Raw genomic sequence first — 20,075 nt, 5'->3', positions numbered from 1 at the left:
CAACCCGGCCGGCACTCAACTGCAACCCTACTCCAGTGAGAAATGTCCGGAACAGTGACACGATGGGACACATGACGGAACGCCACACACCTGCAGCGCCGCTTGCCTTCCACCATGCCGGGCACGGCCCCAATGCCAGCACCGGAGTGGCCATCTGCCACGGATTCACCGGCAGTCCGCTGAGCATGCTCCCCTGGGCTGAGTACTTGGCCTCCCAGGGATTTGCTGTTTCCGTACCTCTCCTGCCCGGCCACGGCACCAGTTGGCAGGATCTCGCGACCACACGTTGGCAGGACTGGTACCGGACTTTTGAGCAAAGCTATCTGGACCTCGCCGCTCGGACCGAGAGCTGTTTTGTCGCGGGACTGTCCATGGGAGGCGCACTGGCCCTTCGGGTAGCCTCACTGCATGATGTTCCAGGACTGGTCCTGGTCAATCCGGGCCTCAGCTTCTATGACCGGCGCGTGAGGTATGTGGGCGCCCTCAAGTACGTCATGCGCACCACCACACCCATAGTGGAGGACTCGCCGGCCCCGGCCACGGCTGAGACCGGCGATTATTCCAAGACGCCCCTGAAATCAGTGCACGAACTCAAGAAGCTCTTCCGCGCAGCGACCCGGGGATTGCCCACGGTGCAGGCTCCGGCATTAGTGTTCAAGTCCTCAGTGGACGGTGTCATACCACCGAGTTCCGTAGCCGCCATTGAGCGCCACATTGCGTCCTCCCGCTTGAAAGTGGTGACGCTTCCGCACAGCGGCCACGTGGCCACACTGGATGTCGATGCGCCCACCATTTTCGAACAATCAGCCTCGTTTTTCCGTCAGCACGCCGGGGACAGAGTAGCCTCAGAGTCATCATGAAAATGCTTCCGGATTTCTCGCCGTTCCTCAGCAGTTGGAACGGGATAGGCCCCCGCGTCGGTGTCGTCATGTCCCACGGTTTTACCGGCAGTCCGCACAGCGTCAGGCCGTGGGCCGAGCACCTGGCCGCAGCCGGATATGCGGTCAGGCTGCCCTTGCTGCCCGGTCACGGCACCACGTGGCAGGACATGGCGACGCGTTCCTGGCAGGAGTGGCACCGCGCAGTGGATGACGCCTACCTTGAACTGGCCGCCGAATGCGACTACGTCTTCAGCACCGGCCTGTCCATGGGCGGCACTTTGGCGCTGCGCATCGCGGCGACGCGCCCTGTGGCAGGAACCGTGGTGGTCAACCCCGGTTTGGTCCTCGATGATCCACGGGCGGTCATCGTCGCTGCTCTTAAGTATGTGGTGAAGACAACGCCGGCCATTGCCAACGACATCCTCAAACCGGACCAGAATGAAGGCGCCTACGCCCGCACACCTGTTGCCGCAGCGCACCAATTGAAGAAGATGTACAAGGACACGGCCGCGATCCTGCCCCGCATCCACTCCCCTGTCCAGGTCTACAAATCCACAGTGGACAACGTGATTTCGGAGGCGAGCCTGGCTTTCCTGCGCGCCCGGGTCAACGCACCGGTGGACGTCAGGTACCTCAACAACAGCTACCACGTGGCGACTCTTGACAACGATGCCCCGGAGATCTTCGCGGGTACCGTGGAATTCATTCAACAAACCGTAGCGACCCTGGCCGGACACGGGCCCTCCCCCGAAAAGGACACAGCCCATGAACAGGCCTGATGCCAACTCTGCCGATCAGAGCGCCAACAAGGACGACGACGCCGTGTGGCTGGACTTGGTGGCCCGGTTGGAGGGGACAGGAACCTCCGAAGCCGGGAACCCGCCGTCGACAGGTCCCCTGGACCCGGTTCCCGGCGACGCCGGGAGGCCCCCGCGTGAATCCAGCAAGGCCTTCAGGGATTTCGACCCCTTGGGATTGTCCACACCGCCCGCTGAAGCGGCCGCGGTTCCCGAATCTTCCGAAGGTGCCGGCCGCCCCTTGGGACCACGTGACTTCGAGGTCGAGGACGACGACGATGACGCCTTCGTTCCCGAGGAGCCTCCGAGTCTTGCCGGCACGGAGCCCTTGACCATGCTGGCGTGGGTTGGTGCAGTGGGAGGACCCATCGCCTTGCTCTTCACCGCAATGTTCTGGCGGTCCGCTCCCCTTGTTGCGATCCTGGGAATTGTTGCCGCTTTTGTGGCGTCGGTGGTGTTCCTCATCATGCGGCTTCCGCAGGAAAAGAATGAGGACGACGACGGCGCCCGCATCTAAGTGCCGACGCCCCCCTCTGCGGCGAACGGCTTAGCTGTGGGCACGTCCGCTGACACGTGAAAGGTCCGCGGCGCCGATCATGCCGGCACGTGGACCAAGGGCCGCGAGCTCAATCCCCGCCATGGGCCGGAACCCCCTGCCGGTGAGGTTCTTCGCAAACGACTCCCGGGCCGGGCCGGCCAGCAATTCCCCGGCATCGCAGAGTCCCCCGCCGATCACGAACATCCCGGGGTCAAGGGCAGCGGCCAGGTTGGCCAGTCCCAATCCCAGCCATTCGCCTTGATCTGCCAGGAGTTCGCGGGAGGTCGCATCACCTTCCAGTGCCAACGCCGTAACGGCTGCCCCTGTGAGGTTGTCTGCCGTTCCACCGGCCTTTTCCAAAAGGGCCCGGCCGTCCGGTGAGTTGGTCCGGACAAGTTGGCGGGCCTCGCGACCCAAGGCGTTGCCGGACGCGTACTGCTCCCAGCACCCGCGGTTCCCGCATTCACAACGGTGTCCGCCGGGAAAGATAATCTGGTGCCCGAATTCGCCGGCAACGCCGTAACGTCCACGTTCCACCCGGCCATCCATGACCATGGCTCCGCCAATGCCCGTACCCAGCGTCACGCACACCAGCCGGCTCTCACCCTGGCCGGCACCGAAGCGCCATTCAGCCCAGGCGGCGGCATCGGCGTCGTTCGTCAGGAGGACCGGACGCCGCAGCAGCTTCTGCAGGCTGGCCCGGAGGGGCTCATTGCGCCAGGCAAGGTGCGGGCTGAACAGCACCGTCCCGCCGTCGAGATCCATCCATCCCGCTGCGCCGATTCCGACGGAGGCCACGCGGTGTTCAGCGCTGAGTTCATCCACCAGCTCCACGATGGTCTGTTCCACGGCCCGGGGGTCGGCACCGGGAGTGGATCTGCGGGCTTCGGCGAGGACCCGCCCTTCGGCGTCCACCACTCCGGCCGCAACTTTGGTGCCGCCGATGTCTATTCCAATCGCCAGGCCGCGACGGCCCAAATGGCTGCGGCGGGCAGCCCACGGCACGTCCTTCCATGCTGAGGCCGGTGGCTTGGGTCTGGCACGAAAAGTGGACCGTAGTGCGGGCATCCCATCATCATATTCCGCTGGACTGCGGGCCCCTGCATCGGCGGGTCGGAGAGGCCCCGAGTTGCTTGAAATGACGGCACATCCGTAAAGTTACTCGCCAGTAGGTGAAATAGGACACACCTCCGCGAGCGGGCATACTAGAGTGAAAGCAGCCCCTCGTGGCCCGTGGATATCAAAGGAGCTACCGTGCGTGAAATCAGTGTTCCTCCCCTCGTCAATATCGCCCCGGAAACCAACATCACGGACTTCGTGATCCGGGAGGCTGAAAAGGCGTCAAACCCAGCGTTGTTCTCCAAGCTGGACAGCAATGGGCAGTGGCAGGACATCCGGGCCAAGGACTTCCTCGCTGACGTCAGGGCCCTGGCAAAGGGCCTGATTGCCAGCGGCGTGGCCACCGGCGACCGGGTGGGCATCATGTCCCGGACGCGATACGAATGGTCCTTGGTGGACTTCGCCATCTGGTTCGCCGGTGCAGTCTCGGTGCCGATCTACGAAACGTCATCTCCCTCCCAGGTGGCCTGGAACCTGGGAGACTCAGGTGCCGTGGCAGCCTTCGGCGAAGCAGCACACCACGAGGACGTCATACGCCAGGCAGTGGCAGCCGAGGACATCAGCTCTGTGGCCCACGTTTGGCAGCTTGAGGGTGCGGGGCTGGATGCCCTGCGGGCAGCCGGTGCAGGGGTGCCCGACGACGAACTCGAGTCCCGCCGTTCCTCCGCTGGCCTGGCCGATCTCGCCACCATCATCTACACCTCTGGCACCACCGGCAGGCCCAAGGGCTGCGAATTGACCCACGGCAACTTTGTGGAGCTCTCCGAGAATGCCCGCGCGTCCCTTCCCGAGATCATCAATGAGTCGGGAAAGACCATCATGTTCCTGCCGCTGGCCCACGTCTTTGCACGGTTCATCTCCGTGCTTGCAGTGGCCGGCGGCGTCCAGGTAGCCCACACCCCGGACATCAAGAACCTGCTGGCCGACCTCCAAAGCTTCCAACCGACGTTCATCCTCGCTGTCCCCCGCGTCTTCGAAAAGGTGTACAACTCGGCGCTGACCAAGGCCGAAGACGGAGGCAAGGGAGCCATCTTCCACCGCGCAGTGGACACCGCGATCGCCTACTCCAAGGCCCGCGAGTCAGGTTCCCTGGGCCTCGGCTTGAAGATCAAGCACGCAGTGTTCGACAAACTCGTTTACGGCAAGCTCCGCGCGGCCATGGGTGGGCAGGTGGCCCATGCTGTGTCCGGCGGCGGCCCGCTGGGTGAGCGACTTGGCCACTTCTTCCAGGGCATCGGCCTGCAGATCCTGGAAGGTTACGGTCTCACCGAAACCACAGCGCCGATCTCCGTCAATACGCCCTCCATGATCAGGATTGGCACCGTGGGCGCCCCCTTGCCCGGAAACTCCGTCAAGATAGCCGACGACGGCGAAATCCTCACCAAGGGTGTCTGCGTCATGCGGGGCTACTACAAGCGCGAAGACCTCACGGCAGAAACCTTCGCCGACGGCTGGTTCCGCACCGGCGATATCGGTGAGCTGGACAGCAACGGATTCCTCAAGATCACCGGCCGCAAGAAGGAGATCATTGTGACTGCCGGGGGCAAGAACGTGGTTCCTGCGTTGCTTGAAGACCAGATCCGCGCTGATGCACTGGTCTCCCAGGTTTTGGTGGTGGGAGACAACCGCCCGTTCATCGGTGCCCTGGTCACCCTGGATGAGGAAGCCCTCCCCGGCTGGTTGGAACGCCACGGGCTGCCATCAAGCACCACGCTGGGCCAGGCCGCAGACCACGCAGTAGTAAAAGCTGCGGTCCAGGAACTCATCAGCAAGGCCAACCAGTCAGTGTCCCAGGCAGAGGCCATCAAGTCGTTCCGGATTGTCCCGGCGGACTTCACCGAAGCCTCAGGGCACCTCACGCCGTCCCTCAAGGTCAAGCGGGCACAGGTCATGAAGGACTTCGACGCCGTGATCGAGGAAATGTACTCGGCTCCGCGCGCGTCGTAGAAATCCACAACAAAAAAGTACCCCGTCCGGACGTTTCCGGACGGGGTACTTTTATGGGCGGATTGCTAGCCGATCACCAGCAGCAAGTCGCCACCCTGGACCTGCTCCACCGACGAAATAGCCAGGCGTGAGACCGTGCCGGCTACCGGCGTCGTGATGGATGCTTCCATCTTCATGGCCTCAATGGTGGCCACGGTATCGCCGGCGTTGACGACGTCGCCCGCCTTGACCGTGACAGTCACGGCACCTGCGAACGGGGCTGCAACCTGGCCGGGCTGGGCAGCGTCGGCCTTCTCTGCTGCCTTGACGTTGCTGACCACCGAACGGTCACGGACAACCACCGGACGGGACTGGCCGTTGAGCGTACACATCACCGTGCGCATGCCCTTCTCATCGGCTTCGGACACGGCCTCAAGCTGGGCAATAAGGCGGACACCCTTCTCCAACTCGATCACATGCTCTGAGCCCTGCTGGAAACCGTAGAGGTAGTCCCGGGTGTCCAGCACGGAAATGTTGCCGTAGGTCTCCACGCTCTTCAGGTAGTCCTTGGTGGGGCCCGCGAAGAGCAAACGGTTCAGCGTGTGCTGGCGCGTCTTGGAATCACCCTTGAGCGCAGCGCTGTCTTCGGCGCTGATGTCCACATCGCGGACCTTGACGCTGCGGCCTTGGAGTGCCTTGGTACGGAACGGCTCGGGCCAGCCTCCGGGAGGATTTCCAAGTTCGCCGGACAGGAAACCGATGACGGAGTCCGGGATGTCGTAGTTCTGCGGGTTCTCATTGAAGTCCGCGGGATCGGCGTTCAGGCCAACCAGGTGCAGGGCAAGGTCTCCCACCACCTTGGAAGAAGGCGTCACCTTGACCAGCCGGCCCAGAATGCGGTCGGCAGCGGTGTACATGTCCTCAATGGCTTCGAACTGCTCCCCCAGCCCCAGGGCGATAGCCTGCTGGCGAAGGTTGGACAGCTGGCCGCCCGGGATTTCGTGCTGGTAGACACGGCCTGTGGGGCCCGGAAGTCCTGATTCGAAGGGCGCGTAAACGCGGCGGACAGCTTCCCAGTAAGGCTCCATGGCGCCGACGTTGGTCAGGCTGAGGCCGGTGTCGCGCGGGGTGTTGGCCAAGGCTGCCACCAAGGCGGAAGCGGCAGGCTGGCTGGTGGTCCCGGCAAGGGAGGCAGCTGCGACGTCAACAGCATCCACACCGGCTTCGACGGCGGCCAGGAGGGTCGCGAGCTGCCCGCCGGCGGTGTCGTGCGTGTGGAGATGTACCGGCAGGTCGAAGCGCTCGCGCAACGCCGTGACCAGCTTTGTGGCTGCAGCCGGACGCAGCAAGCCTGCCATGTCCTTGATGGCAAGGATGTGTGCACCGGCGTCGACGATCTTCTGGGCGAGGTCCAGGTAGTAGTCAAGGGTGTACAGGTCCTCGTTGGGATCAAGGAGGTTGCCCGTGTAGCAGAGCGCCACTTCTGCAACGGCGGTTCCGGTGGCCCGCACTGCCCGGATGGCCGGAGCCATCTGGTTGACGTCGTTGAGGGCATCGAAGATACGGAAGATATCGATGCCGGTGGCTGCTGCTTCATTAACGAAAGCCTCAGTCACTTCCTCAGGGTAGGGAGTGTAGCCAACGGTGTTGCGCCCGCGGAGGAGCATCTGGAGGCAGGTATTGGGAAGTGCCTGACGCAAAGCAGCCAGACGGTCCCAGGGGTCCTCACCGAGGAAGCGCAGGGCGACGTCGTACGTGGCACCGCCCCAGGCTTCCACGGAAAGGAGTTCCGGCATCAGGGCAGTAACCGCCGGTCCGGCCGCAACGAGGTCACGGGTGCGGACACGGGTGGCCAGGAGCGATTGGTGGGCATCACGGAAGGTCGTGTCCGTGACGGCCAGGGCCTGCTGCTCGCGAAGTGCCTTGGCGAAGCCCTCGGGCCCGAGTTCCATCAGCTTCTGGCGCGAACCTGAGGTAGGCACCGGCCCCTCGATCGCCGGCAGCTTGCTGGCCGGGTCCGAGTGGACCGTGAGCTCACCGTTCGGCTTGTTCACAGTCACCTCGGCCAACCAGGTGAGCAGCTTGGTGCCACGGTCGGCGGAGATGTGCGACTTCAGCAGCTCCGGGCGCTTGTCAATGAAGTCAGTGGCCACGTTGCCGGCGTTGAAGTCCGGATCCGCAAGGACAGCCTGCAGGAAGGGGATGTTGGTGGACACGCCGCGAATACGGAACTCTGCGAGGCCGCGGCGGGCACGGGCCACTGCTGCCGGGTAGTCCCGGCCACGGCAGGTCAGTTTGACCAGCATGGAGTCAAAGTGCGGGCTGATCTCGGCACCCGAGTAAACGGTACCGCCGTCGAGCCTGACACCGGCACCGCCGGCAGAGCGGTAACCCGTGATCTTTCCGACGTCCGGACGGAACCCGTTGGCGGGGTCCTCCGTGGTGATGCGGCACTGCAGCGCGGCGCCCTTGATGGAAACGGTCTCCTGGCTCAGTCCAAGGTCCGCCAGGGTCTCACCCGAAGCGATGCGCATCTGCGCCTGCACGAGGTCCACATCCGTGATTTCCTCGGTGACAGTGTGCTCCACCTGGATACGGGGGTTCATTTCGATGAATACGTGCTGGCCGGCGCGCTCACCCTCGGTGTCCACGAGGAACTCCACGGTTCCCGCGTTGACGTAATTGAGGGCCTTCGCGAAAGCAACGGCATCGCGGTAGAGCGCCTGGCGGATGTTCTCATCCAGGTTCGGCGCAGGAGCGATTTCCACCACCTTCTGGTGGCGGCGCTGCAGTGAACAGTCACGTTCGAAGAGGTGCATGACATTGCCCTCGGCGTCAGCCAGGATCTGCACTTCGATGTGGCGGGGACGCAACACAGCCTGCTCAAGGAACATGGTGGGATCGCCGAACGCGGCGTCGGCCTCACGCATGGCGGACTGCAAGGCCTCGGGGAGGGCTTCGCGCGTCTCCACACGGCGCATACCGCGGCCACCACCACCGGCGACAGCCTTGGCGAAGATGGGGAACCCAACGACGTCCGCGGCCGCGATGAGCTCGTCAAGATCCTTGGACGGCTTGCTCGACTTCAAGACGGGCACGCCGGCCTTGCGGGCTGCTTCCAGTGCTGCAACCTTGTTGCCGGCCAGTTCCAGCACCTCTGCGGGCGGACCCACAAAGGTAATTCCTGCTGCCTTGGCAGCACGGGCGAGGTCCGGGTTCTCCGAGAGGAAGCCATAGCCGGGGTAGATGGCGTCTGCGCCGGCTTCCTTGGCGACGCGGACAACCTCCTCCACGTCAAGGTAGGCGCGGACGGGATGGCCCACCTCGCCGATCAGGTAAGCTTCGTCGGCCTTCTGCCGGTGGATCGAGTTACGGTCCTCGTGCGGAAAGACGGCTACGGTCTTGGCGCCCAGTTCGTAACCAGCGCGAAACGCCCTGATCGCGATTTCGCCGCGATTGGCCACCAGAATTTTCGAAAACATACTTCTCCTGCATCATTGCGGGTGGATCGGTCGGTGGTCACAGTGTGTAGTGCCGCCAGCATCAAACACAAATCTTTGTGGCAACCATCACAAAGGAATCGTCATCTGGGCTGTATATGCGTGCGCGCGATCCGACGGCATGCTAGTGCCTGCCTTGTCTCCCGCGGCCGGGCGCGTAGAAAGCGGGATTCGGCCGCGATGCACCATATGATGTTGAGGGGGCTTCGGCAAGCCCCGGCTCCGGCGCTTCCGGAGCCGAATCAGCGCGATACGGCAACCGGCGTTAGGTTTTGGGTTTTCAAGTGCAAGTAGTCAGCATCAGCAGCCTCAAAGGTGGAGTGGGAAAGACGTCCGTGACCACCGGTCTGGCGTCCGCGGCCCTTGCCGCCGGCATTCCTACCCTGGTGGTCGATCTCGATCCCCACGCCGACGCCACCACGGCACTGGGTGTCCAACCGGGCGCACAGCTGGATATCGGCCGGATGCTGAAAAGCCCCCGTAAGGCCCGGCTCCAGGAAAACGTGGCGGGCAGCAGCTGGGTCTCCAACGGTTCCAGCGGCGGCACCCTTGATGTCGCAGTAGGGTCGGCGTTCACTGGAATCTATGACCGCCCGGACCTGGGACGGCGCGACCTCCGCAGACTGTCAGCAGTACTGGCCGGCACCACCAACTACGAACTGGTCCTGGTGGACTGCCCGCCGTCCCTCAACGGGTTAACCCGCATGGCGTGGAGCGCCAGTGACCGGGTGGTCCTTGTGGCTGAGCCCGGGCTGTTTTCCGTTGCCGGTACCGAACGCACCATGAGGGCCATTCAACTCTTCCGGCAGGAGTTCGCTCCACATCTGGCACCCGCCGGCATCGTAGCCAACCGGGTGCGGACAGGGTCCGCAGAGCACACCTTCCGCCTGTCTGAGATGGAGTCCATGTTTGGTGACTTGCTGCTGACTCCCCACATTCCCGAACAGGCGAATTGGCAGCAAATCCAGGGTGCAGCCCACGCTGTGCACCACTGGCCCGGAGATTCGGCCAAGAACTCCGCCAAGCTGTTCGATGCGCTTCTGGAGAGCCTCCTGGCGGGACAACCTTCCTTGCGGGACCGCCGCCAGCGCTAAGAGAAGCAGAACGGCCGAACAACTGCAGAGTTTCGGCAACAGAAAAAGCCTCCTCCCTCAAGGGAAGAGGCTTTTTCTCTTTAAGTTTTCGCTGCGGCGTGCCGGTGTCTAGCTGATGCGGCGGGCCACGCGGCGCTTGCTCAGTTCGTCGTCGGGAAAGGACTGCTCCACGGCGTGCTCACTCGGAAGCGCGGCCAGGCTTCCCTCTACTTCCCGCCATACGCGCCCAACAGCGATGCCGAAGACGCCTTGTCCACCTTGGACGAGGTCAATGACTTCGTCAGCCGAGGTACATTCGTAGACACTCGCGCCATCGCTCATCAGCGTGATCTGCGCAAGGTCCTCAACGCCCCGCTCGCGGAGGTGCTCCACGGCGGTTCGGATCTGCTGCAGGGAAACACCTGTATCAAGGAGTCGCTTGACCACTTTAAGAACCAGGATGTCGCGGAATCCGTAGAGCCGCTGGGACCCTGATCCGGCCGCGCCGCGTACAGCCGGCTCCACCAGACCCGTACGGGCCCAGTAATCGAGTTGGCGGTACGTGATACCTGCGGCTTTGCATGCAGTGGGACCGCGGTAGCCCGCGTCCTCGTCCAGCACAGGAAGGTCCTCTGTGAAGAGTAAACCTTGGGCGCCGGATGCGGGCGCAGCAATGCCGGTCGAGGCCTGCTTCAGCTCGCCTGCTTCGCCTTTCGGACTCACGTGACCTCCTTGTTCTCAGTTCCCTTGGGGACGGTGCATACTCTGGCACAACACTGAAATGCAGCAGTGTAATTCCCACAAGTCCGCACCTTCCAGTGTGACTTGCGCAGGCAGTGTATGCAACGGGAACTTGATATCTTCGACGTTAGGCCCGTCGAGGGCCGAGGTCAAAGACCTCGGCCCCAATTTCCAGTCGTGTCGAAACTTTCACCCTCAACTTTAGGCTTAGGGTGTCTCAGCCTTCGAAGTCTTCGGGTTCCACGTCGTCCAGGAACTCACGAAAACGGCGCATTTCCCGTTCTTCGTCCACGCTGGGATCCGGTTCGGAGTCCTCACCTTCGTCGTGTTCGGTAATCCTGACGCCGGCTTCTTCCATCACGGCGTCCGCACACCAAATACGACACTTGGCCCGGAGCGCCAGCGCCAGGGCGTCCGAAGCCCGGGAACTGACCACAGTGCCGTCGTCGAACTGCAGTTGTCCATAGAAGATGTTGTCCTCAACAGCAACGATGTTGACGCTGATGATGGAATGCCCCAGCGATTCCACGACGTCCACCAGGAGGTCATGAGTCATGGGGCGGGGCGGCACCACGCCCTGTTGGGCCAAGGCGATGGCACTGGCCTCAGGGGTCCCGATCCAGATAGGCACATGCCGTTCGCCATTGAGTTCGCGAAGAAGCACCAAAGGCTGGTTGGACGGCAATTCAATGCGGACGCCCACGATTTCGACTTCGATCATCAACTGTCCATCCGGGAGATGCGATCATGGACGAGCGCCCTGTGAAGGGTAAGGCAAAGCTCACTGATCTCACGGGCAGCTTCAGCCGCGCGGGCCTGGGATGCGGCGTCGCGGCGGGATGTCAGAGGCGCTACGACCCGCTCCACCAAGCCGAACTCACGGTCTGCCGCAGCCTGGAAAGGACGAAGGTGCCGCGGTTCGAGGCCGTGTCCTTCCAATTGCACGCAGGCCCGCGCCACTTGGAGGGCGTGTTCATCGAAGCGCCCGCCGATGTGGCTGATCAGCCCAAAGCTCAGGAGTGATTCCAGCAAGGGCACACTCGCACCTGACTCAGAGCGCAGCTGCTCCTCGGTCAATGCCCGCGCCCGCCCCTGCATCTCGGCAGCCATTCCGGCCGAGACAGCTTGAGGCGCCACAGTCATGCCCGGTGGCAGATTCTCCGGGCGCTCTCCGCGATCAATGGCATCCAGGTAATCCTTGATGACTTTCAGCGGAAGGTACTGATCGCGCTGCAGCGCAAGGACGAAACGGAGGCGCTCGACGTCGCTGTCCGAATACTGTCTGTAGCCGGCAGCGGTCCTCTTGGGATTGATGAGCCCCTTTTCCTCCAGGAAACGGATCTTGGACGCAGTCATGCCCGGGAAGTCGTCACTCAACTGGGCGAGGACTTCCCCAATGTTCAGGACCTGCGGTCCGCGGCGGTCCGGCTGGGCGATAGCCACAGGCAGGTTCCCCGTCAGACTTGGCCTGCTGCGCGGACAGGGCTCAGGTAGTAGGTCAACCGGAACTTGCCGATCTGTACCTCGTTGCCGCTCTTCAGGTGTACACGGTCAACGCGGTCGTGGTTGACGTACGTTCCGTTAAGGCTGCCCATGTCCACCAGTTCGAAGCCTGATGCCGTGCGAAGGAACTGGACGTGCTTGCGGGACACCGTGACGTCGTCCAGGAAGATGTCCGCGTCCGGGTGCCGGCCCGCAGTGGTGGTATCCGCATCCAGAAGGAACCGTGCTCCGGCGTTTGGCCCGCTATGGGCAATGAGCAAAGCCGAGTTGGGCGGAAGTGCTTCCACGGATGCGCGCTCTTCAGGGGCCAACTTGGGGGCGATGCTTGGCTCGTCCCACGTTGGCGTGATGCTGATGGAGGTGGTCTCCGACGTAGGCTGTTCCTCCGCGCCGTTCCCGACATTGGCTTGGTTCTGTTCGCCGCCAACCATGGAATTTCCTCCTCATCTGCCGGCAGTTCACATACCTGCCAGCCACTTCCGCATCCCGGTACCGCCGGGCAAATCGGTTGCTGGCCCGCCGTCGCGCTTTTCCTGCTAAGGAAATTCAGCCTGGCGGGCCAGATAACTTTAGCCTACCTGTTGTTCGTACTCTGATGCACTGAGCAGGGAATCCACTGCATCTGCTTCTGCGAGCTTGACCTCCATGAGCCACCCTTCGCCGTAAGGATCCGAGTTAATCAGCGCAGGATCGGTGTCCAAAGCGTCATTGCGATTAATGACCTCGCCGCTCACGGGAGCGTAAATGTCGCTGACGCTCTTGGTGGACTCAACTTCCCCCACCACCTCATTTCCGGTGACTTTTGTCCCGGGCTCAGGCATTTGGGCGTAGACGACGTCGCCCAGTGCGTCCTGCGCAAAGTCGGTAATACCAATCCGCACAACACCTTCGGCATCGGGAGCGGTAACCCACTCGTGCTCCGCGGTATAGGAAAGTTCTTCTGGAATATTGCTCACGGGTGGCCTTTCATCGGGACAATGACGAACCTCGACGGCGGCCTGTGCTGGTGGCCACCGCTGAAAGTATAGGCACATTTCCCCTGCGCCCAAGGGGGGTCTCTGCCATGATTGACCCATGACTGAACAAGCACAAGTACCAGCTCAGAAAAAGCGCAATTGGGGCGTCAAAATAATCCTGATCCTGGTGGCATTGCTTGTCGCTGTGGCTGCCTACTTTATTCTGGGGGCCATTCTCCCCCGCTGGTGGTCCGATGTCATTGCCGGGCAGATCAAGCGGGATCTCGGAGCCAGTGTCCTGGTAGGCATGTTCTATGGTTTTGTTTTCACCTTCATTCCACTGCTTGTGGCTTGGCAGGCCACCCGGAAGGCAGTCGCCTGGCCGTGGAAGATCGCCATTCTTTTGGTAGCAGTTGCCATCGCCACCCCGAACCTCCTGACGGCCGGCATTGCCTTTGGCACCACGGAATCAGCCCATGCGGGCCAGCGGACTTTGAGCGTGGACGCCGGCTTCTTTACAACCTGGACTGCCGTTTCTGCCATTGCCGCAGTGGTGGTATTCATCGCCGTCACAGTCCTGTGGGCTCTTTGGCGGCGGCGGGGCAAGCAAATGAAGGCCCTGAAGCAAGCGGAGAACCAACGCATCAAGGCCGCGAAGACCGCTGCAACAGAGACGCAGGGCCCTGCGCCCAGCGCGTAGACCCACCCACAGAACACGAAGCCCGCCACGGAACAATCCGTGGCGGGCTTCTTTTGCTTCCGGCAAACCTCAGGCGACGGTGGCCTCGCGGGGCTCGCGCTCGACGTCGGGCGTTGCAGCAGCCAACGCAACTCGCCCACGCTTGGCGGCCGCGGCAGCGAAGACCATCACCAGCAACGCAGCGACTGTTATGCCGGCACCGGCCCAGATGGGCGAGGTGTAGCCCAGGCCAGCGGTGATGGTCACGCCGCCCAACCACGCCCCGAGGGCGTTGCCCAGGTTAAACGCACCGATGTTTGCGCCGGACGCCAACGTAGGTGCAGTGGACGCAAAGTGCATGACGCGCATCTGGAGACCTGGAACCGTGGCGAACCCGAAGCCGCCCATCAGCGCAAGGGATACCAGTGTGGCAATACTGCTGGACGCTGTGAGTGCAAAGAAGACCAGCACCACGACCAGTCCGGCGAGGATGGCAATGAGCGAGGTGTCGAGGGCCTTGTCGGCAGCTTTGCCGCCCAGGAAGTTGCCGGCAAAGAGGCCGCCGCCGAAGAGCACCAGGAGCCATGGCACAGCCCCGGACTCGAATCCGGATACTTCTGTCAACGTGAACGCGATGTACGTGAAGGCGCCGAACATGCCGCCGAATCCGAGAACGGTCACGGCAATCGAAAGCCACACCTGGCCGGACTTGAAGGCACCGAGTTCACTGCGCAGTCCCTTGGTGGGCTCAGTGGAGGCCTTGGGAACCATGACCGCGATACCCACCAGGGCGATCACACCAATGATGGTGATAGCCCAAAACGTTGAACGCCAGCCAAAGTTCTGGCCGAGCAAGGTTCCGAACGGCACCCCCAGGACATTCGCGGCGGTGAGGCCCGTAAACATGATGGCGATGGCCCCGGCCTTCTTGTGGGGCGGAACCAGGCTGGCCGCCACCACCGAACCGATGCCGAAGAACGCGCCATGGCAGAGCGCGGCCACTATGCGCCCCAGGAGCATTGACGTATAACTGTCGGCGATTGCGGACAGGAAGTTACCCGCGATGAACAAGACGAGGAGGCCGATGAGAACGGGCTTGCGCGGCAGCCGGGTGACGGCGGCGGTGACCAGGAGGGCACCCACGGTGACGCTGAGGGCATAGCCGGAGATGAACCAACCGGCCGAAGCCTCGCTGACCTGGAAATCGGCGGCAACATCGGGCAAGAGGCCCATGATCACGAACTCGGTCAGTCCGATGCCGAATCCGCCGAGGGCAAGGGCAATCAACCCTGCGGGCATGTGGAGCTCCTTAGATGGTTTGGTTCCCGCGTGAAGTGGAAGTGCGCCGCCAGGAACCGTAGAATATAGTTGCAGACGCTCTATATATAGTTGCACACGCTAGATACTTGCGCAAGCAACTAGTTTACGGCGTCTCGATCTACACGACATCAAGGCAGGAGCACAGCAAAAATGGGCATCAAGGATGACGCCGTAGAAGTACGGGCACAGGGTTGGCGGACCCTTGCCGCCCTGCACGGAAGCATCGAGGCGGAACTGGAAAAGGCACTCCAGGCCTCAAGTGACCTGTCGGTAGTGGAGTACACGGTGCTGGATGCCCTGAGCCGACAAGACGGCTGGCATATGCGGATGCAGCAGCTGGCCCGCGCCACCGCCCTGTCCAGCAGTGCCACCACCCGCCTGGTCAACCGACTGGAGGACCGCGGCCTCCTCACACGGATCCTGTGCGCCGACGACCGCCGTGGCATCTACACCGAGCTCACAGTGACCGGCCAGAAACTGCTCGAGGCCGCCAAGCCTGTGCATGATGAGACGCTGGCCTCCGCCCTTGAGGCCGCCGAATCCGTCCCGGAGCTTGAACCACTGGTGCGGGCACTCGGCGCGCTGCAAAGGGTTTAGCCTTTTCCCCGGCCTCGTTCGTTTCACCCGCCGCTGAACGCCGGGTGAAACGAACAAAGCCGGAAACAAAAAAGGACCGGAATCCCGCGTTTCCGCGTGATTCCGGTCCTTCATTGTCGGGCTGACAGGATTTGAACCTGCGACCCCTTGACCCCCAGTCAAGTGCGCTACCAAGCTGCGCTACAGCCCGCTGGTTCCACCGTTCTCCGCCTAAGTTTTCCTCCGAAGAGTCCCACCTAAGCAGTCCGGCCGAACCACCTCCAAAAGCTTACACGAAGTTGGAGGTCGGAGACGCCATCACAGCCAAACTCGGCTGTGATGCCCGTCTCACTTAGCGCTTCTTGCCACGCTTCTCGCGAACGCGCATGTTGACCTCGATGGGCGTGCCCTCGAAGCCGAATGTTTCGCGGAGGCGACGCGTGATGAAGCGACGGTATCCGGGATCCAGGAACCCGGTGGTGAAGAGCACGAACTTCGGCGGGCGGCTGGAAGCCTGGGTGCCGAAGAGGATGCGGGGCTGCTTGCCACCACGGACCGGGTGCGGGTGCGCAGCGACGAGCTCGCCCAGGAACGCATTGAGGCGCCCCGTGGGGATGCGGCGGTCCCAGCTCTCCAGTGCAATGTCCAGGGCAGGAACCAGACGGTCCTTGTGCCAGCCGGTCTTGGCCGAGATATTGACGCGGGGCGCCCACTCAACGTGCGCCAGGTCCTGCTCGATCTCGCGCTCCAGGTAGCGGCGGCGTTCGTCGTCCAGGAGGTCCCACTTGTTGAAGGCGAGGACCAGTGCACGGCCGGATTCGATCGCCAGCTGGAGGATGCGGACATCCTGCTCGCTGAGGACCTCGTCGACCGCAAGAAGCACGACGGCGACCTCCGCCTTTTCGAGCGCGGCCTGCGTACGCAGGGAAGCATAGAAATCAGCGCCCTGGGCCATGTGCTGGCGGCGGCGGATACCTGCGGTGTCCACGAAACGCCAGGTGCGGTCGCCAAGTTCGATGAATTCGTCCACAGGATCACGCGTTGTACCGGCCAGCGGATCTACAACGACGCGCTCGGAGCCTGCGAGCTTGTTCAGCAGCGAGGACTTGCCAACGTTCGGGCGGCCGATCAAGGCGATACGGCGCGGACCGCCGGAGCGCTCGACGCCTTCCACCAGGGAGAACTCGGGAAGGGTATCCATGACGTGGTCCAGGAGGTCGGCGACGCCACGTCCGTGCAGTGCCGACACCGGGTACGGTTCGCCGAAGCCCAGGCCCCACAGCGTTGCGGAGTCAGCTTCCTGCGCGAAGTCGTCCACCTTGTTGGCCACCATGATGACCGGCTTCTTGCTCTTGCGGAGCATCTTCATGACGCCTTCGTCCGTGGCCGTGGCGCCAACGGCGGAATCCACCACGAAGAGAACGGCGTCAGCAAGCTCAACAGCCATCTCGGCCTGCTCGGCTACGCGGGCATGGATGCCCTTGGCATCGTGCTCCCATCCACCGGTGTCAACCAAGGTGAAGTTGCGGCCATTCCAGCGGGCCGAGTACATCACGCGGTCGCGGGTAACACCCGGGGTGTCCTCGACAACGGCTTCGCGGCGGCCCAGGATGCGGTTGACCAACGTGGACTTACCCACGTTCGGGCGGCCGATGATGGCCAGGACCGGGTCCAGCTTGAGGGGACCTTCGTCGCCTTCGTCGCCGTATTCGCCGCTGAGAAGTGCGGCATCTTCGTCGTCGAGATCGTAGTCGTCCAAGCCGGCCCGGAGGGTGGCCGCGCGGAGCTCGGCCTCGTCATCGTCCAGGGCAGCCAGGTTTTCAGCCACCTGGTCGGTGCCGGTGGGCGTGTATTCGTCGTCGCCGGCTCCGTGGAGGCCGGATTTTTGAGTCGTATCGCTCATTGCACTTTCCTTAGGGGTGGTCTGCCGGCGTCCCGGCTACTGCTGTATGGCGGTGCTGCGGAGTGGATTCTCCGGGCGCAGGATCCTGGGGAAGGCCCTGGCCTGTGGCCCGGATGGCATCCTGGACGTGATCGGCCAGGGCTTCACGGATTTCCGCAGCCGCCCTGTCCATTGAAGCACGCCCCGGTTCGCCCTTCCGGCGCTTCACCGTAATGGGTTCGCCGAAGCTCACGTGGAGCTTGCGGCGTGGTTTGGGGATATGGTCGCGGTGCTCGTCGCCCTGGCGGGTTCCGAGGATGGCGACCGGTATGACTGTTGCTCCGGAGTTGATGGCAAGCCAGGCAACCCCGTTGCTGATGCTTTCGGCTGCACCGCTCCCCCGCGTGCCTTCCGGAAGAATCCCGACACAGCGGCCGTCGTCGAGCAGTTGCTTGCCGAGGTGCAGGGCGGCGCGGTCCCCCGTACGGTCCACCGGAATCTGTCCGGATCCCCGCAGGACAGATCCAAGGAAACCCCTGAACATCTCCTTCTTGACGAGGATGTGCATGGACCGCGGGGAGGCGCCGAACATCACGGGACCATCAAGGAAGCTGATGTGGTTCGCAGCGAAAATCACCGGTCCGCCGGCAGGAATGTTGCCCTTGCCCGTCACGACGGTCCGGTAAATGACGTGATCGAGGAACCACCCGACGGGGCGGCTCCACACTTTGGTCCACGGAGCGGGAAGCCCGTGTCCTTGTTCCTTAGTCGCCATAGATCACCTTGCTGACGATCGCCAAGGCGGTCTCCACTGTTTCCTCAAAGTTCAGGTCCGAGGAATCGAGCGTCACCACACCGTCAGCCGCCTGGGTGAAGTTCACCACCGTGGAGTCCTTGGCGTCACGCTGGATGACCTGGGCTGCCAACTGTTCTTTGCTCTGGGTGCCACCCAGCTGAATACCCCGGCGCCGAAGCCTGGCTTCCTCGCTGGCCGTCAGGAGCATGCGGACCTCGGCATTGGGCACGACGACGGTGGTGATGTCGCGGCCTTCGACCACCATGCGGTGGTGGTGCTGGTCGATCAGCTCGCGTTGGCGGCGGATGAGCTCGGTGCGGGCACCGAGCGTAGTAGCAACAGCGCTGACGGACGAGGAGATCAAGGGATCCCGGATTTCGTCCGTGACGTCGGTGCCATCCACTGCCACATACTCCGTAGCGGTGCTTGTGCTGATCTCCAAAGGCATGGCCTTGGAAGCCTGCTCCACTGCTGCGCCGTCTTGAAGGTCAACGCCTGTTTTGAGGCAGTACCAGGTCAGGGCCCGGTACATGGCGCCCGTATCCAGGTAAGCCAGCTTCAAGCGCCGGGCAACTTCCTTGCTGACGCTGGATTTACCCGATCCGGAAGGGCCGTCGATGGCAATCACCAGCGGCTTGCCCGGGCGGGCTACCGTCTCCGGTCCAAAAAATTCACGCGTCATTACTGGAGTACCCGCCATCCACGGTCAGTCAAAGCTTCAACAAGGAGGTCGTGCTTGCTGGGAAGCACGGAGAGCTCCACCATGCCCACGTTTTGTCCCGAGGAGTGATCAAGCCGGAGGTCCTCGAGGTTCACGCCAATCTCGCCGATCTCCGTGAGGAGGTGAGCGATCTGGCCCGGTTTGTCGTCCACCAGGATGGTGAGCCACGAGTAGGCCTGAGGAGGTCCGCCGTGCTTGCCCGGGATCCTCGCCTGCCCTGCATTGCCTTCACTGATCAACTGCGCAAGATCCAGCCGGGCGCCGGGCGCCAGCGGCTCTTCAAGCGTTCCGATCAAGCGGTTCAGGTCTTCGCGGACGCCGTGCAGGATGGAAACCACCTTCTCCGCATTGCCGCCCAGGATCTGCACCCAAAGGGTGGGATCGCTGGCGGCGATGCGGGTGGTGTCGCGAAGCCCGTTGCCCGCCAGGGAAAGGGCATGCAGGGGCGTGCCTTGCAGCCGGCTGGCCAGCAGGGAAGACATGATCTGGGGCAAATGCGATACCAGTGCCACAGCTTCATCGTGCTCGTCCGCCGTGAACTGGGAGACGATGCCCCCAAGATCCCCGGCCAGCGAGCGGGCAGCCTGAACCGCCCCATCCGAGGTTTCCTCGGACGGGCAAACTACCCACGGCATGGAGGTGAAAAGCTCACCCCGTGCAGCAACTGGACCTGACTTCTCACGGCCGGCCATCGGATGCGTCCCCACATAGCGGGTCAGGTCCACACCACGCTCGCGCAGCTGCGCCTGAATGGTCGCTTTCACGCTCGCGATGTCAACCACGACGGCGGACGGGTAGTCCGCCAAGGCCTTCTGCACGACGTCGGCGGTAACGTCCGGCGGAGCCGCGACAACTACCAGCTGGGGTTCTTCGCCCAACTCGCCCAACGGCCGTCCCGCTCCGATATCCACAGCGACCGCCTGATTGGTGGGCGAAGGATCGGACAGGAAGACCGGAACGCCGCGGCCGCGCAGGCCGAGGCCAATGCTGGCCCCCAGCAGGCCTGTACCGAGAACGACGACCGGGCCATCAAGATGGCCCCGGCCGTGCGTACCGAATGCCGACAT

General features: G+C 63.1%; 19 protein-coding genes and 1 tRNA gene. 7 read left to right on the top strand and 13 right to left on the bottom strand.

All coding sequences use genetic code 11. The annotated features are described in order from the left end of the window. Positions 1–71 precede the first annotated feature (71 nt). The 3 genes from RQH14_RS17440 to RQH14_RS17430 are packed head-to-tail and all read left to right on the top strand — an operon-like array spanning position 72 to position 2,195. Positions 72–860 carry an alpha/beta fold hydrolase gene (locus RQH14_RS17440; protein ID WP_311214399.1) on the top strand — a complete coding sequence of 263 codons (789 nt, stop codon included), beginning with the start codon at positions 72–74 and terminating at the stop codon, positions 858–860. Continuing rightward, positions 857–1,660 (top strand): alpha/beta fold hydrolase, encoded by an 804-nt coding sequence (locus RQH14_RS17435; RefSeq protein WP_311214398.1) that lies wholly within the window; start codon positions 857–859, stop codon positions 1,658–1,660. The genes RQH14_RS17440 and RQH14_RS17435 overlap by 4 nt, the downstream gene beginning before the upstream one ends. Further along, entirely contained in the window at positions 1,647–2,195 is a 549-nt protein-coding gene (locus tag RQH14_RS17430) for a hypothetical protein (protein WP_311214397.1), read from the top strand. The genes RQH14_RS17435 and RQH14_RS17430 overlap by 14 nt, the downstream gene beginning before the upstream one ends. 30 nt (positions 2,196–2,225) lie before the next feature. Here the strand turns inward: RQH14_RS17430 and RQH14_RS17425 are convergent, their stop codons facing one another. Then, positions 2,226–3,284: an ROK family protein gene (locus tag RQH14_RS17425; RefSeq protein WP_311214396.1), complete on the bottom strand. Its 1,059-nt coding sequence runs from the start codon at positions 3,282–3,284 to the stop codon at positions 2,226–2,228. A 186-nt stretch (positions 3,285–3,470) separates the two neighbouring features. Between RQH14_RS17425 and RQH14_RS17420 the strand changes: the two genes are divergently transcribed. Beyond that, a complete protein-coding gene (locus RQH14_RS17420) occupies positions 3,471–5,282 on the top strand; it encodes a long-chain fatty acid--CoA ligase (protein WP_311214395.1) in 1,812 nt (603 codons plus the stop codon). Between the two features lie 65 nt (positions 5,283–5,347). Here RQH14_RS17420 and RQH14_RS17415 read toward each other — a convergent pair whose 3' ends face one another. Then, positions 5,348–8,743 (bottom strand): pyruvate carboxylase, encoded by a 3,396-nt coding sequence (locus RQH14_RS17415; protein ID WP_311214394.1) that lies wholly within the window; start codon positions 8,741–8,743, stop codon positions 5,348–5,350. A gap of 302 nt (positions 8,744–9,045) precedes the next feature. Here RQH14_RS17415 and RQH14_RS17410 point away from each other — a divergent pair, with 302 nt between their 5' ends. Next, a complete protein-coding gene (locus RQH14_RS17410; protein ID WP_311214393.1) occupies positions 9,046–9,855 on the top strand; it encodes a ParA family protein in 810 nt (269 codons plus the stop codon). Between the two features lie 108 nt (positions 9,856–9,963). Here the strand turns inward: RQH14_RS17410 and RQH14_RS17405 are convergent, their stop codons facing one another. The 5 genes from RQH14_RS17405 to gcvH all read right to left on the bottom strand — a co-directional run bounded on the left by RQH14_RS17405 (position 9,964) and on the right by gcvH (position 13,034). After that, a complete protein-coding gene (locus RQH14_RS17405; protein WP_089594480.1) occupies positions 9,964–10,557 on the bottom strand; it encodes a MerR family transcriptional regulator in 594 nt (197 codons plus the stop codon). Positions 10,558–10,792: 235 nt separating this feature from the next. Next, on the bottom strand, positions 10,793–11,296 hold the full coding sequence (locus RQH14_RS17400; RefSeq protein WP_026548570.1) for a bifunctional nuclease family protein: 504 nt from the start codon (positions 11,294–11,296) through the stop codon (positions 10,793–10,795). Beyond that, on the bottom strand, positions 11,296–12,012 hold the full coding sequence (locus RQH14_RS17395) for a MerR family transcriptional regulator (protein ID WP_311214447.1): 717 nt from the start codon (positions 12,010–12,012) through the stop codon (positions 11,296–11,298). The genes RQH14_RS17400 and RQH14_RS17395 overlap by 1 nt, the downstream gene beginning before the upstream one ends. A 20-nt stretch (positions 12,013–12,032) precedes the next feature. Next, entirely contained in the window at positions 12,033–12,509 is a 477-nt protein-coding gene (locus RQH14_RS17390) for an FHA domain-containing protein (RefSeq protein WP_089594479.1), read from the bottom strand. Between the two features lie 138 nt (positions 12,510–12,647). Continuing rightward, positions 12,648–13,034, bottom strand: coding sequence for a glycine cleavage system protein GcvH (gene gcvH / locus RQH14_RS17385; RefSeq protein ID WP_311214392.1), 387 nt, complete (start codon positions 13,032–13,034; stop codon positions 12,648–12,650). A gap of 118 nt (positions 13,035–13,152) precedes the next feature. Between gcvH and RQH14_RS17380 the strand changes: the two genes are divergently transcribed. Then, complete coding sequence (locus RQH14_RS17380; RefSeq protein WP_311214391.1) at positions 13,153–13,734, top strand: hypothetical protein; 582 nt, start codon at positions 13,153–13,155, stop codon at positions 13,732–13,734. Positions 13,735–13,803: 69 nt separating this feature from the next. On the opposite strand, the gene RQH14_RS17375 is transcribed toward RQH14_RS17380, so the two are convergent. Then, a complete protein-coding gene (locus tag RQH14_RS17375) occupies positions 13,804–15,012 on the bottom strand; it encodes an MFS transporter (RefSeq protein WP_311214390.1) in 1,209 nt (402 codons plus the stop codon). 171 nt (positions 15,013–15,183) lie between these two features. Between RQH14_RS17375 and RQH14_RS17370 the strand changes: the two genes are divergently transcribed. Further along, positions 15,184–15,630, top strand: a complete 447-nt coding sequence (locus RQH14_RS17370; RefSeq protein WP_311214389.1) for a MarR family transcriptional regulator — start codon at positions 15,184–15,186, stop codon at positions 15,628–15,630. A gap of 116 nt (positions 15,631–15,746) precedes the next feature. On the opposite strand, the gene RQH14_RS17365 is transcribed toward RQH14_RS17370, so the two are convergent. From RQH14_RS17365 to RQH14_RS17345, 5 genes are all read right to left on the bottom strand, one after another. Next, a tRNA-Pro gene (locus tag RQH14_RS17365) sits at positions 15,747–15,820 on the bottom strand. Positions 15,821–15,961: 141 nt separating this feature from the next. Continuing rightward, positions 15,962–17,512 (bottom strand): ribosome biogenesis GTPase Der, encoded by a 1,551-nt coding sequence (der, locus tag RQH14_RS17360; RefSeq protein WP_089594474.1) that lies wholly within the window; start codon positions 17,510–17,512, stop codon positions 15,962–15,964. A 10-nt stretch (positions 17,513–17,522) separates the two neighbouring features. Next, positions 17,523–18,266, bottom strand: a complete 744-nt coding sequence (locus RQH14_RS17355) for a lysophospholipid acyltransferase family protein (protein WP_311214388.1) — start codon at positions 18,264–18,266, stop codon at positions 17,523–17,525. Beyond that, positions 18,256–18,969, bottom strand: a complete 714-nt coding sequence (gene cmk, locus RQH14_RS17350) for a (d)CMP kinase (RefSeq protein ID WP_089594473.1) — start codon at positions 18,967–18,969, stop codon at positions 18,256–18,258. The genes RQH14_RS17355 and cmk overlap by 11 nt, the downstream gene beginning before the upstream one ends. After that, positions 18,969–20,075, bottom strand: a complete 1,107-nt coding sequence (locus RQH14_RS17345; RefSeq protein WP_311214387.1) for a prephenate dehydrogenase — start codon at positions 20,073–20,075, stop codon at positions 18,969–18,971. The genes cmk and RQH14_RS17345 overlap by 1 nt, the downstream gene beginning before the upstream one ends.

The sequence above is a fragment of the Arthrobacter sp. WCS2018Hpa-7 genome (genome assembly GCF_031843805.1).
GTDB lineage: Bacteria > Actinomycetota > Actinomycetes > Actinomycetales > Micrococcaceae > Arthrobacter.
The sequence above is the reverse complement of the archived record's forward strand: the minus strand, read 5'-3'. Positions and strand labels throughout refer to the sequence as shown.